At 66.7% G+C, this 14,511-nt stretch carries 7 protein-coding genes; 4 read left to right on the top strand and 3 right to left on the bottom strand.

Annotated elements, in window-relative coordinates; translation table 11 throughout:
- Positions 1-7: 7 nt before the first annotated feature.
- Both AC07S4_RS03565 and AC07S4_RS03560 read right to left on the bottom strand, forming a co-directional pair.
- Positions 8-3,208, bottom strand: a complete 3,201-nt coding sequence (locus AC07S4_RS03565) for a glycoside hydrolase family 2 TIM barrel-domain containing protein (RefSeq protein WP_494985275.1) — start codon at positions 3,206-3,208, stop codon at positions 8-10.
- 88 nt (positions 3,209-3,296) lie between these two features.
- A complete protein-coding gene (locus tag AC07S4_RS03560) occupies positions 3,297-4,718 on the bottom strand; it encodes a glycoside hydrolase family 88/105 protein (RefSeq protein WP_494985274.1) in 1,422 nt (473 codons plus the stop codon).
- A gap of 204 nt (positions 4,719-4,922) precedes the next feature.
- On the opposite strand from AC07S4_RS03560, the gene AC07S4_RS03555 reads away from it, so the two are divergent.
- The 4 genes from AC07S4_RS03555 to AC07S4_RS03540 are packed head-to-tail and all read left to right on the top strand — an operon-like array spanning position 4,923 to position 12,008.
- Positions 4,923-5,519: an RNA polymerase sigma factor gene (locus tag AC07S4_RS03555; RefSeq protein WP_494985273.1), complete on the top strand. Its 597-nt coding sequence runs from the start codon at positions 4,923-4,925 to the stop codon at positions 5,517-5,519.
- Entirely contained in the window at positions 5,506-6,465 is a 960-nt protein-coding gene (locus AC07S4_RS03550; protein WP_494985272.1) for a FecR family protein, read from the top strand. Before AC07S4_RS03555 ends, AC07S4_RS03550 begins: the two co-directional genes overlap by 14 nt.
- Positions 6,466-10,227: a TonB-dependent receptor gene (locus AC07S4_RS03545; RefSeq protein ID WP_494985271.1), complete on the top strand. Its 3,762-nt coding sequence runs from the start codon at positions 6,466-6,468 to the stop codon at positions 10,225-10,227.
- 17 nt (positions 10,228-10,244) lie between these two features.
- Positions 10,245-12,008 (top strand): glycoside hydrolase family 28 protein, encoded by a 1,764-nt coding sequence (locus AC07S4_RS03540; RefSeq protein WP_494985270.1) that lies wholly within the window; start codon positions 10,245-10,247, stop codon positions 12,006-12,008.
- Here the strand turns inward: AC07S4_RS03540 and AC07S4_RS03535 are convergent.
- Positions 12,003-14,357: a hypothetical protein gene (locus AC07S4_RS03535; RefSeq protein ID WP_494985269.1), complete on the bottom strand. Its 2,355-nt coding sequence runs from the start codon at positions 14,355-14,357 to the stop codon at positions 12,003-12,005. The genes AC07S4_RS03540 and AC07S4_RS03535 overlap by 6 nt on opposite strands.
- Between the last annotated feature and the right edge of the window lie 154 nt (positions 14,358-14,511).

Genomic DNA, 14,511 nt, shown 5'->3' with positions numbered 1-14,511 from the left:
CTGGCCTTTACTGATCGTAGCTGTGGACGAAGGGCTTGAACACGTCCTTTGCCGCAGCAGGCTTGCCGAACCAGCGCACCAGCGGCGACGGCCAGGCGTCGGACACGGGCAGCAGCGTGAAAGCGCCTGCAATGTGTCGCGGCGCATCCAGCGGTATGCCAATTTCCGGTATTGTGCCCTTGTTGCCGGGGCTGGCGATCAAGGCGTTGTGGCTCAGCAGCGTGCCGTCGCCGCTGCGTTCCACTGCCACGTCGGCGGCGGGCATAGCCAGCGCAAAGCCGGCGCCGCCCCCGGTGCTCAACACGGCGAGCTCGGTCCCGCGCCGGTTGCCCTGGAAGTGCAGGTCGGCGCGGTTCAGGTGGTACAGGCCGAATTCGTTGAGCCTGTCCTTGCCGGGATAGCCTGCATACGGCCCCTGGCCTATCCAGCGGAATTCGTCCGTGCCGGCGGGCGCCAGCACCGACAGCCCGGCTTCGGACATGCTGCCCACGGCGTCGAACGACGCGTAATCGTAGCTGACGGCGATGCTGCCATTGGCGGCGATCTCCAGCTGGTAGCCGCCTGCCAGGCCGCCCTTGCCGCTGCCCAGCTTTGACGCGCTGCCGCCGCTTGCAGCACTTGCGCCGGGCAGCAAATCGTCGGCGGCTGCCGTCTGCACGGCCGCCTGGATGGCAGCCGAGCGCGCGGCGGCTTCGTCGTGCAGCGGATAGCGGCCTGAAACAGCAAGGCGCACTTTGCCGCCCGCTTGCTCCACTTTCACCACCGGCTGCTCAAGGCTGGTCAGCGTGGACGACAGCCACAGGGGCGACGTCTTGGCCCGCAGCGCTTCCGCCATGGTCGGCTTGCGCCCGCTGTGCGGATAAATCCCGGCCACCAGAACCTTGCCCGCATGGTCGCGGATGGTGAGTTCGCCGGAAGCGCGCTGCACGGACAGCGTCCATTGGGGCAGCGATACCGTCACGCCGTCGGCGCTTTCGCTCACGGCCGGTTCGCCTTGCCGGGGCAGGCTGGCGGTCCAGCTGAGGCGCGCGGCGCCGCTCCCAGCCGCGCGCGCAGCATCGCCCACGCCGTCGGCTTCCAGCGCGGCCGCCCGGGCCAAGGCAGCTGGGCCTGCCAGTTCCAGCCGCACCGTGCGCTCATTGATTTGCAGGCCTTGCTCGTCCACCGCGCGCACATGCAGCGCCAGCACGTCGCCGTCCGTCCCTGCCGGAACGGTAACCGGGATGCGCACGGTTTGCTGCCCGCGCGCGGCCGCGCCCAGCGCCTGGCTGCCCTGCTGGACGCTCTTGCCGTTGCGCTGCAATGACCACAGCAGCTTTACGCCGCGCAGCGCGCGGAAGTCGTAACGGTTCTCCACCGTCAGCGCGATCTCCTGCGCGCCCGTCCGCACGGCGGCGGAACGCTCGCCAAACTGCACCGGCGCATACACTTTGCGCATCTGCCAGAAGTCCACCTGCGGCGTGCGGTCGGCGTAGGTCAGGCCGTCGGCGCCGTCCAGGCCGTGGGTGTCGTAGTGGTGGTACTGGTCCAGCCACGCCGTCTGCGTGGGCTTGCCGGGGTCCACCGGCTGGCTGCTGGCGCGCAGCAGGCCCTGGTCGTGGAAGTGCCAGATGGCGCCGCCCGCGAAGACGGGATTGGCCTGGATGATGTCCCACTGCGCCTGGATGCGGTCCGTGGCCAGCCCCAGCGCGTGCGCGTACTCGGTCAGGATGGTGGGCCGCTTCAGCTTCTGCGCGTAGCCCGCCAGCGTTGCGTTGCTTGGGTAGTGCGGCGAGTACAGGTCCACAAAATCCGGAATGCGCTCGTAGTTCTTGGCGAAGTAGCTGCCTATCTTCGGATAGGTAATGGGCCGCGTCGGGTCCAGCCGCTTGGCGATGCGCCCGGCCTCCATTTCCGCGTCCGTGATGGGATTCTCGTTCCCTATGCTCCAGATCAGCACCGAGGGCCGGTTCTTGTCACGCGCAATGGTCGGTTCCACCCGTGCCCGGATGGCGTCGCGGTAGTCCGGCTTTTCCAGGTTCTTCTCGCCATGGCCGATCGCCACTTCGTCCATCACGTAAATGCCCAGCTCATCGCACAGCTCCAGCAGGCGCGGGTGCGGCGGGTAGTGCGAGGTGCGCAGGAAGTTCACATTCCCCTGCTTCATCAGCGCCAGGTCCTGCCGCATCTGCGCTTCGGTGACGGCGCGGCCGGTCCTGGCATCAAGATCGTGGTGGTTCACGCCGCGCAGCTTGATGGGGCGGCCATTCAGCAGCAGCACGCCGTCCGCTATGCTGACTTCGCGCAGGCCTATGCGCTCCTCCACCGTCTGCATGGTCTTGCCGCCGGACGACACGGTGAGGCGCAGCCGGTACAGAGACGGCGTTTCGGCGGTCCACAGCCGGGGCGAGGCTATGCGGATAACGCCGGCCCGCCGCGCATCGCCCGAGCGGGGCAAGGAGAACTCGCCCACGGTGCGGCCGTCCGGCGCCAGCAGCACGGCGCGCACGTCGGCGTCCGCCTGGCTCAGGTCCGCCTGCACCGTCAGTTCGGCGGCGCCGCCGTCCAGCAAACGGGTCTTGGTGCTGTAGTCCTGCAAGTGCGCGGCGGGCAGCGAGAACAGCGTAACGTCGCGGTAGATGCCGGACAAGGACCAGTCGTCATTCAGGTCGAACTCAAAGCCGTGCGGCTTGGTGGTGACACGCACGGCGAGCACATTGTCCGCATTGGCGTCCGGCAGCAGCAGTGCGCTCACGTCGAAAGTGTGGCGGTTGAAGGCGCTGGCGGAGGACTCGCCCGCCTTCTTCCCGTTCACCCAGACCTCGTAGCCGAACGCCACGCCTTCAAAGCGCAGGAAGGCACGCCTGCCGCGCCAGTCCGCAGGCACCAGGAAGCTGCGGCGATAGAGGCCCAGCCCGTCCTTCAGCTCGTCGGCATAGGACGGCTCGGCAAAGCCCTTCAGCTCCCAGTTGGCGGGAACCGGAATGGTGGCCCACGACGACGCGTCGAACTGCGGCGCAGTGAAGCCGCCGTCGGCGCCTATGTCCAGGCTGGGCAGGTATTTGAAGGACCAGTTGCCGTTCAAGGAACGCGTGTAGGCGGCGTCGCTGGAGGGATAAGCAGAAGCAGAAGCAGAAACAGAACCAGCAGCGGAAGCCGAAGCCGCGCCGCCTGCAATGAACGCGGCAGCCAGCATGGCCGCCACCGGGACGAGTTTGAAGGGGAGCATGTGACGCAATCCAGTAAGGAGCCGCCAGGGCGGCGGCTGGTTGCCACGAACAAGCCGGCCCGATTGAATACCGGGCCGGCGGGGCTGCTTAGCGCGCGCCCTGGAACATCAGGCCGCTGTCGTTCAAGCCGAACTTGTACTTCTTGTTCATCTCGATGATCTCGGCGCCGGCCAGCAGCGCCGGGCCGTAGCCGTGCGCCGCCTTCACGCTGGTTGGGCGGTAGGAGTAGAACGCCGGGTCGAACGCCATGCCGGTGCCCACGCAGATGCCTTCGATCTGGCCAACGGCCGTCACCTTGCTGGCTACCGCGTTCCAGGCCAGGTTGGCCATCGGGCCGTACATCTGCGCGTCCACGTAGCCGCGGTTGACGGCGCGGGCGATGGCGTAGGTGTAGATGGCGGTGGCGGAGGTTTCCTGATAGGTGTCCGGACGGTCGATCAGCTGGTGCCAGAAGCCGTCGCGGGTCTGGTATCCGGCCAGGCCCTTGATGTGGGCGCGCAGCTGCTCCAGCACCGCGTTGTACTGCTTGTGGTTCTTCGGCAGCACTTCCAGGATTTCAACCATGGACATCACAGCCCAGCCGTTGGCGCGCGCCCAGCGCATTTCGGGATGGTCGCGCAGGCCTTCCACGTAGCCGTGCATGTACAGGCCCAGCTTGGGATTGAACATGCGCTTGGAGAACTGCAGCACCTGCTTGGTGGCGTCGTCGAAGTGCTTGCGGTCGCCGGTGACGGCGCCCAGGTAGGCCATGGTCGGCACGCCCATGAACATATCGTCCAGCCACATGGTGTCCGGCAGCGGACGCATTTTCACGCCGCCCTTGCCATCCGGGCCGCCACGCGCCAGGGTGCCGTCCTTGAGGCGGTACTCCTTCTTGGTCACGAAGTCGCCGCAAATGCCTATCATCTGCGAGTAGTCGACCGGCGATCCGCCCAGCTTGGCCTTCATGAAGCTGTGGCACAGCGCGCCCGCGTCATCCAGCGCGTGCGGGTTCAGGAAGCTCTTGATAGGCGCATGCGCGTTCTTCGGGTCGGCCTGCACCACTGGATAGTAGGTCTTGGTCAGTTGCGACAGCAACTGGTGGCGCTTGAGCGTGTAGTCGGTGTAGCGCTTGTCGCCGGTGGCTGCGCCCGCAGCGAGCATGCCGATATAGGTAACGCCCCATTCGTAGCTGGTCAGGCGGAAGTCACCGGGCTTGATCACCGCGTCCGGGTCGGGGCGGGTCAGGTCGGTCACCGGCGTGCCGTCGGCCTTGTGCACCAGTTCAGCCGGCGTGGTGCGGTCCAGATAGGTGAACACACGGTCCAGCACCGCCTTCACTTCGGCCGTGTCCATGGCGCGGTACGGGGTGGGATAGTCCACCACCAGCGCGTGCAGCATGGCGTCGGCCGCAGCCGGCCCCTTTTCCTGGGCGACTGGCGCTTCCTGGGCCGATACGTTGAACGCAGCCGGGAACAGGCCGGCGACGAGCGCACTGGTCACACAGCGGCGCAGCTTCGAGGCATTCATTAAATACGTCTCCTTGATTGGAATGAAAATGTTTGCCAAGGATATGCCACAAAAAATGATTGTAACAATCAACTTTATGACTAATGAAATCATATCCGCGACACTTTTCATAAGGAGCGGGCAAAAACGGGCATGATAGTGGTCAAATGAAAGCGCAAACGGAAGCGCAAGCAAATCCGGGGGAAGCACGAAGGGGACGGGCTTATGCACACTGAAGTGGTTGACTGGCTGACAATACATTTTCTGCCGCACGAGGCGGAACTGCGCCGCATGCTGCGCCGCGTCTGCATCGGCCCGGCGGAGGTGGATGACGTGGTGCAGGAGACCTGCTACCGCATCCTGTCCATGCCCAGCCTGGACCACGTGCGCGATCCCAAGCCATTTGTGTTCCGCGCCGCGAAAAACATCGTCCTTGACCGCATCAAGCGCGACAACGTGGTCCACATCGAAGCCCTGGCCAACCTGGAAGAGCTGGACATTGCCGACACGGCACCCTCGCCCGAGCGCGTGGTGTTCGCGCGCTCCGAGCTGGAATGGGTGATAGGACTGGTGGCCAATCTGCCCGACCGCTGCAAAAGCGTGTTCCGGGCGCGTCGAATACATGGCCTGTCGCAGCAGGAGACCGCCGAAACGCTGGGCCTGACCGGCGGCGTGGTGGAACACGAAATGATGAAGGGCATGCGGCTGATGTCGGAAATGATCGCGCAGTACGGTATGCAGCCGGGTATGCCGCAGAGTGCAGGCGCCAGCAATTTCATCCCGGGCAAGCGCCCGGCCAAGAGAATCAATGCCAACGATTGACAACGAAGCCTTCGAATGGGTGACGCGCAAATTCGCGCGCGGCCTTAGCGAAGAGGAAAGCGCCCGGTTCGACGCCTGGTATGCGGCCGACACGCGGCACCAGGGCGCGTATGTGCGCGCCATGGCAATTTACAACGCGATCGATCTCGCGACGGCGCCGCAAGCGCTTGCGCCGGAATCCGCCCGGGCGGCCAGGCGGACCCTGAGCCGGCCCCTGGCGTCCCGGCGCGGCTGGATGGCGGCGGCGATGGCGGCCTGCGTGGCCGCGACAGTGGGCGTGATGCGCTTTTCAGCCGTCCACGATGACACGGTGCTGGCCACGGCCAAGGGCGAATTCCGCAAGGTGCCGCTGCAGGACAAGTCCATCGCCACCATCAACAGCGGAAGCCGGATCGCGGTGGAGTTCACGCAGCAGCAGCGCAAGATCGAGCTGCAACAGGGCGAAGCCTGGTTCGAGGTGGCCAAGGACAAGTCCAAGCCCTTCATCGTTGCATCGGGCGATGCCCGCATCCGCGCGGTGGGCACCGCGTTTTCTGTGCGGCGCTTCGAGCAAGGGACGGAAGTGCTGGTGACCGAGGGCACGGTGGAGGTCTGGAGTGAAGGCCGCGCGGCGGAACGGCGCCAGCTTACGGTGGGTGAACGGGCCTTCCTGGCATCCGGCGCCAGCCCGATTGCCGTCAGCCGCCAGCCTGCTGAAGTGAGCCGCAAGCTGGCCTGGCGGGAGGGCAAGCTGGTGCTGAAGAACCAGACCCTGAGCGACGCCGTCGCCGACTTCAACCGCTACAGCGCCAAGCCTATCGTCATCGCCGACGCGGCGCTGGGCGGCAAACGCCTGTTCGGGCAGTACAAACTGGACGAGCCGGAGCTGTTCGCCAACGATGTGAGCACGGTGCTGGCGGTGCCGGTGACCATTACTGCGGACGCGATTTTCATTGGCCGCCAGTAGATGCGTGCAATTGCTGCGCAAGTAGGCATCGTCGCCGTGGGCGCGCTGGCGCTGGCGCATACAGGACCGGCGGCGGCGCAGGAAGCTGCGCGGCCATACAATATTCCGGCCGGCCCCGCGACGGACACCATTCCGGAGTTTGCGCGCCAGGCCGGCATCAACATCCTGGTGTCGGCAGACATTCTGGACGGCGTCGCCACCAATGCGCTGGCGGGAACGCTGGCCACCTCCGAGGCGGTTAGCCGGCTGCTGGCATGCACAGAACTTGCGGGCCGGGTTGGCGCCAGCGGCACCGTGGTGATACTGAAGCGCACGCCGTCCGAGCCCGGCGATGCGGCGGCGGCATGCGGCGCACCGCCCGCGCTGCCCGAACTGCCCGAACTGCCGCCGGTGCTGGTGGTGGGCACGCGCGCGTCGCAGCAGTCGGGTATAGAGCGCAAGAAAAACGCCGCCACCGCAACGGACTCCATCGTCGCCGAGGACGTGGGCTCGCTCCCGGACCGCAACATCGGCGAGGCCATCTCGCGCATGGCCGGCATCGCGCTGGACCGGGGCGACTTTGGCGAAGGCGTGAGCGTGGCGGTGCGCGGCAACGGGCCTGAGCTGACCCGCGTGGAGCTGGACGGGCAAGCCGTGCAATCGGCCGGCGGCTCCGACATGAACGGCGGCGGCGACGGCCGCGCCGTCGAGTTCCGCCAGCTTTCGGCGGACCTGATCAAGAGCGTGGACGTGGTCAAAGGCTCCACCGCCGACATGGTGGAAGGCTCGCTGGGCGGCAGCATCATCATCAAGACGCGCACCGGCCTGGACTTCAAGAAGCCCTACGCCTCGCTGCGGCTGGGCGCGACCCAGCACTCGCTGAACAGGCAGTGGCAGCCGGACGCCAACGTCATCCTGTCGGACAAATACCTGGACGGCCGCCTCGGCCTGCTGCTCAACGCCTCCAGCACCACGCTGGTCAACGAAGGCCACTCTGCGCAAACCGCAGGCAACGGCAACCAGGGCTATTTCCGTCTGTACGACTTCGACAATTCGCCGGACAAGACCTTCAGTTTCCAGCCCGGCACCGTCAACAAGGCGGACCTGGCCGCAAGCACGCCCCTGCTGCAATCGCCGCTGTCCGGCGGCGGCTTTTTCAACTCGGGCAGCCCGCTGGACATCGTCACGCGTTCGGCCGCCGCGCGGACCAAGGAGGACTGCGCCGCCGCCTTCCCGGCCCTGGGCGCAGCCCAGCTGAACGCCATCTCGCCTGCGGCCCGCCTTGGGGCGCAGACCCAGCGCGGCAACGAGCTGGCCACCTGCCTGAACCAATGGAACGACTACACCCCGTCCGCACCGCGCTATCTGGTCAGGCGCGAAATCGACCGCCGCAAAAACCTCGACCTGCGCGCCGACTTCAAGGTCAGCGACGAGTTGACCGTCTACGCCAAGGGCAGCTACAACAAGCGCCACAACGACATCAACGTGCTGGCCTACAGCCTGGGCAACCTGGCCATCGTCAACGGCGTGCCGAACACGGTGCCGGGATCGGTGGCGGTGGACGCAGCCCACCACCTCACGCAGTACACCTTTCAGGGCGGCGCCGCGCGGACCGACCAGCTGCACGACATTGGCCTCACCACCGCGACATACCTGCAGCTGGGCGGCAGCTTCAAGCGCGGCGGCCTGTCCGCCGACTTCTTCGTGGGCGACGCGGGCTCCGACTTCCAGCGCGGCGCCAAGCGGCTTTCCTTCACCGACTACTACGGACCGGCCACCGCCAGGCTGCTGTCGAACGGCTTGTGGGGCTACACCTTTCCCGAGACAGACCCGATCAAGGAACAAAGTTTCGAGCGCTACGCCAGGCTGTTCCCGAACGGCGCCAGCGCGGCCATCCTGCCCGGCCCCTACAACACGCAGGCGGTGCCGGCTTATACCGTCGAGCAGCAGCAGGCGGTGACCTCGTCGCCCAACGTGACGTGGGAGCCGCAGATCCGCGAGAGCGGCGAGCGCACCGCCAAGCTGGACCTGGCTTACGCCGTGCCGGAAACCGTCCCCTTCTTCAAGCGAATCAAGTCCGGCTTCAATCTGCGAGATACCGGCAGCAAGAGCTGGACCATCAACAACGGCGGCTACGTCCTGCGCGATCCGGTGGGCGTGTACGGCCAGCCCGGCTACGTGGCGCCGCTGGTGCTGCCCTCGCCCACCTTGCGCAGCACCCTGTACGGCTGCCAGGACACGCCAGGCTCCCTGGCGCCCGGCGGCAACAAGTGCCAGTATGGCCTCATCATGAAGGACAACACGCGCCAGGCCTTCGACAGCTCCTACGTCATGACCATGCCGCAGTTCATGGACCTGCTGCGGCAGACCATGGTACTCAAGGCCACGCCCACCAGCTTCTTCCACGGCGCCAAGGACAGTCCGCAAGGGCTGATGGACAACTGGACCCAGATCAACGTGGAAAAAGTGTTTGCGCTGGCTGGCATCCCGAACGCCAATTTCGATTGCGTGAAGCGCTGCAAGGCAAGCGACGGCAAGGTCTACGACCAGCCCTACGCGCAGCTCAAGGAGCGCGCCTCGGCGTTCTATCTGATGGGCGACTTCAGCGCCCTGCCCTTCGGCCTGGAACTGGACGGCAACGTGGGCGTGCGCTACGTGCGCACCCGCGTTGACGGCACCGGCATGATGACCTTCGTCGCCATCACCAAGAGCGGCGCCTACGACCCGCTCAACCGCGACGCGCCGGGCGGCATCGTCACCACGCGGTTTTCCCAGGCCACCCGCACGGAAGGTACGGCCAGCGACATCCTGCCCAGTCTTAACCTGGCCTTGTGGCTGATGCCGGACCGGCTGGTGGCACGCTACAGCGCGGCCCGCACCGTGGCGCGGCCGCCGGTGTCGCGCCTGCTGCCGTCCGGCGTCTGCACCTTCGACGAGCGCAGCGAAGACGAGAACGAAGTGTTCCAGAAGTGCTCCGGCACCATAGGCAACCCGCTGCTGCGGGCGCAGCAGAACGTCAACCAGAACCTCTCGCTCGAGTACTATCCCAACCGCGACACGATGTTTAGCGCCGCCGTGTTCCGGCAGCGCGGCAAGGTGGGCGCGGCGGTGCCGCAGGGCGTGTCACATCTTCCCCTGCAGGCGCCGCTGGCGGCCGGCGCAGGCGCCCCCTTCGCGGACACGCTGTTCGACTACTCCACCTGGATGAACGGCGCGGCCTCCAGCCGCACCGGCCTGGAGCTGGGCGCCAAGACCGCCTTCACCTTCCTGCCCTCGCTGCTGCGGCATACCGGCATCGACGCCAACTACAGCAAGCAGCGCTCCAGGTCCAGCACCGAGAACATCGTGGACCTGCTGACCGGCGCGCCGCTGCCGCCTGCGCGCGAGTCCAGGTACACCTACAACTGGGCGCTCTGGTACGACGACGGCAAGCTGGCCGCGCGCGTGGCGGTGCAGGCGGTGGCGGCGTACTTCAACTGCATCGCCTCTTGCGGTGCTGCGGGCGTGAACAACTATCCGAACGCGGCGCCGGTGCGCACCGGCTTCCCCTACAACCCGGGCTCGCCGAACTTCAAGGACGGCACACGCTACGTGGACGCCAAGCTTTCCTACCGATGGCGGCCCAACGTCGAGTTCTTCATCGAAGGACGCAACCTGGCCAACGCCACCACGTCCAACAGCCAGGCGCAGTTCGCCCCCTTTGCCGACGGCACGCCCAACCTGCTCGACTTCAACTACGCCGGCCGCCGCGTCATGGCCGGGGTCACCTTCCGCACCCAGTAGACAAGGCCACCTTGACCATGAACCATGCAAGCAACCCGCACCGCCGCACCTTTCTGAGCCGCGCCGGCGCCCTCGCGGCGGCAACGGCAACCTCGATTCCTTTCGCCGCAGCCCAGTCCAGCGCGGATCCCTGGCAGCGCGCGCAGGACATCATCGACCGCTGCAGCCAGCCGCCCGGCTTCCGCAAGGAGGACTTCCCGGTCACCGCATTCGGCGCCAAGTCCTGCCAGCTTGTGGCCGCCACCTCCACCTGGCGCAAGGTGCAGTGGGAAGTGAAGACGCCGGCGCCCGGCTCGCACGACTGCTATCCCGCCATCGCCGCCGCCATCGCGGCCTGCCACAAGGCGGGCGGCGGCCGCGTGCTGATCCCGGCGGGGAGCTGGTACTGCAAAGGCCCCATCGTGCTGCGCTCCAATGTGCACGTGCATCTGGCTTCGGGCGCGCAGGTCTACTTCAGCGCCAACCCGGCCGACTACGCCAAATACGGCGACATCGACTGCGGCGAGCGCGGCAAACTGGTGATCTCGCGCTGGCAGGGCAACGACGTGCTCAATTATTCGCCGCTGGTGTATGCGTACAAACAGAACAACATCGCCCTGACCGGCGCCGACTGGACCAGCGTGCTCAATGGCCAGGCCGGCGTGCCCTTCGAATCCGGCGGCAGCTCCTGGTGGGGCTGGGTGGACCGCAAGGGCGACGAAGTCAGCGCCGCCACCGTCAATCCGCTCAACCTGCCGCTCGATGCGGTGGCTCCGGGCCTGAGCCCTGCTGAACGCGCGCTGATACAGGGCGAGCACCCGCGCTGGAACGGCGATACGCGCTACCTGCCTGCGCTGTCCGAGGCCGGAGTGCCGCTGGCGCGGCGCGTGTTCGGCGTCGGCCACCATCTGCGGCCATGCCTGGTCGAATTCATTGGCTGCAGCGACGTGGTGATGGAGGGCTACCAGGCCGTCGCCTCGCCGTTCTGGATGCACCACCCGGTCGACTGCCGCAATGTCCGCTTCAGCAAGGTGAACATGGAGAGCATAGGCCCGAACAACGACGGCTTCGATCCCGAGTCCTGCGACACGGTGCTGGTGGACGGCTGCACCTTCAACACCGGCGACGACTGCATCGCCATCAAGTCCGGCAAAAACCTCGACACCCAGTTCGGCCCGACGCGCAACGTGGTCATCCAGAACTGCATCATGAACAGCGGCCATGGCGGCGTAACGCTGGGCAGCGAGATGGCGGCAGGCATCGAGCATGTGTACGCGCAGAAGATCGAATTCCGCAACGCGCACTGGGCCACCGATCCGCTGGGCAGCGCAATCCGGCTGAAGACGAATATGAACCGTGGCGGCTTCCTGCGCCACCTCTACGTGCGCGAGGTGCAGCTGCCCAATGGCGTGGACGCGCGCGACAAGCGCGGCAAGCAGGCCACCGGCGGCGGCGCCATCGTCACCATAGACTGCAACTACGCGGCGGGGGACGACGGCGTGCGCACCCGGCCGCCCAGCGTGTCGGACGTGCACATCTCCAGGCTGCGGGCCGGGACGGTCAGGATGGCGGACGGCGACTACTCGTGCTACCAGGCCGTGGTGATACTCGGCCCTGTCGCGTCCAGCTTCAACGGGCCGGCGGGGACGGCCATCCTGCCGGTGACGAACATCTCCATCACCGATTGCGACTTCGGCACGGCGCGCAACGCCGGCCAGCCGGTATTCCTGCACAACGCCCGGAACGTGGTGCTGAAGAATGTGAAAATCAACGGCAAGACGATCAGCGAGGCGCTGTCATAGCGACGGCAATATGCCTTCGGCCCGGACTTTCCAGCCGGTTTTAGGGAAGCCCGGCGCGGAACCCGCGTGGCCGTCCCAGCCGCCCGCCATCAGCGCGACGGCCAGCAGCAGGCCTCCGTTGGACGGGAAGTAGGTCTCCGCCGCGCGCTGGTAGCCGGGGCCGTCCGGTCCGGCGTCCGGCCGCGCTCCCGCTTCCGCACCGGCGCCCGTGGCGGTGGGCACGAAGGCGGCGGCGTGCGCGTCCAGATGCACGCGCGGCGTCATGCCGCTGCTGCCGAACTGGTTGTTTTTCGCGTCGAAGAACAGCCACGCCAGGGCCTCCTCCGGCGCGTTCAGCCGCGCTGCGGTCATGGCCATCATCGGATAGTCCCAACCCCAGGTCTGGCGCAGGTCCCAGTCGCGCTTCACGCGGTCCAGCGTGCGGCGCATGGCGGCTTTGTCCACCCCGCGCCCCGGCAGCCAGCCCAGCGGCATCAGGAAGGACGGATGGTCGCGGTTCTGGCAGTCCTCCTCCAGCGCGTTCGATTTGCAGGCGCCCGCCGCCTTGCTCCAGAAGTCCGGCTCGGAGCGCACCGGCAGATACAGGCCGTCCTTCTGCGGCAGCTCCGGCCAGTTTGCCAGCACGGCGTCCCAGTCCGCGCGGCGGCCCTTGCCCGCGCGCTCGCGCCAGGCCTGCGCCGTCTCTATCCCCCAGCGGAAGTACGCCACCTCGAAGGCGGGATCGAAAGTACCCAGCGGCGCGAAGTTTTCCTGCACCGGAATGATGGGCGGACCGAGGCGCACCTTGCCGCTCTGTTTATCCAGATGCGCGTATGAAGCCAGCAAGGCGGCGGTTTCCTCGACCAGTTCGCCGTAGGCTTTGAGCACGCCCGCCCCACCGCCACCGCCGCCGGCCCGGTACAGCAGCTCGCTCATATAGATCGGGTGCGGCTGCTGCCACATGATGAAGGGCGAGACCTTGGACGGGCTGTCGGCGCCGTCCGGACCTATCATTTTTGGCCACCAGGCGCCCTTCAGGCCCTGCTCCGCCGCGCGCGCCCTGGCCTTGGGCAGGAAGCCGACGTACCAGCCCAGGCTTTTTTCAAGCAGCTCCGGACGGCCCCACAGCGCAAAGTGCGCCGAGTGCCAGGGGTGCATTTCCAGATGCGACTTGCCGTTCCAGCTATTGGAAAACAGTCCCTCCTCCTGCGGCGCAAAGCTCCCCGCCGCATTCACCGCCATCAGGTATTGCGACAGGATGACGCGGCGCTCCAGCTCCGGGGCGCGCGGATCAGTGGAACCGGAAAAGTCCACCATGCCGCCCTTGGTCCAATAGTTCCGCCAATGCCGCTGCACGGACGCTGCCGCAGCAGCAGGCGCCGGCATGGCGGCGCCGGGCTGCGGCGAGAACTGCGCCATCACCGTCAGGGTGCGGGATTTCGTGCCGGCGCGGTAGGCATGGGCGTCCGTCCGCTCTATCACTGCGCCCGGCGCGGCGATGGCTGCGTAATAGGTGGTGGCGTCCATCTTGCGCTGCAGGCGCAGCTCGCCGGCCTTGCCTGGCAGCTCGCTGGTGCTGTGGGCGGCGGGATTGCTCCAATCCGACGGATCCGGATTGAGGTTTTTGGACACGCCGGGGAAGCGCACGGCCACGCCCAGGCGCCCTTGCTCCACCAGCGCGGAGCTTACCTCGGCCATGACGGTGTCCTGGTCCGGCAGCACGCGGGTGACGACGGTGACGGCCTCGCCGTCGTAGGTGAAGCGGCTGGTCAGCGTGCCGGTCCACAGGTCCAGCGACTGGCGCGTGTCCCGGATGTCGGCAAAGCGCGCGGGCGAGCCGTCTTTGGCGCGCAGGTCCAGCGACAGGCGGCCGAGCGAATAGCGGTGCGGGTTTTCGCGTATCCAGGCCACTGCGGGGTTGTTCGCGGCCTCGGCCCAGTCCTTGATGTAGCCGTAGCGGCGCGTGTGGCCGTGCACGGGGATCTCGATCTGCGTATCGCGCACCGTATGGCCCTGCGGATTCGGGAAGCTGTGCCAGGCCCACTGCGCCTCCGTGAGCAGGGGCGCGATCTTGCTGTAAGCCTCGGTGAAGGTCTGCAGGCCGGTGATGTCAGCCGTGAAGCCGATATTCCCGTTGCCCAGCATCAGAGGCGCCGAACGGTCAACCGCTGTCAGGACCGGATTATGCCGCGTGACCAGCGCCTTGCGGTCTATGCGCTCCGCCGGGCCTATGCGGCGGGCGGCGGCGTGGCCGGCCGCAGGCAGCGCCAGCGCGGACGCGGCGGCTGCGGCGGTGAGCATGAGACGGCGGCGGGAAAACAGGAAAGCACGCATGTCGCTGGCCTTGATCTTCGATTCATGGCTGGCCATTCAACCATACGCCGCCCCGGAAAGTGAAGATTTATACGCCGCAGGGCGCCAATTAATCAAGTTCTTGCGTGTTTGCTGTTTTGGTTGAGGAAACTTCGCGTTCGCTAGTCTTATCTCTTAACGGGGCAGCGTTCCCGGCAAAACAAGATGAGGG

The organism is Pseudoduganella sp. GW821-FHT05F09 (assembly GCF_059419605.1).
Note: the sequence above shows the minus strand (reverse complement) of the source record. Positions and strands in the feature narration are given on the sequence as shown.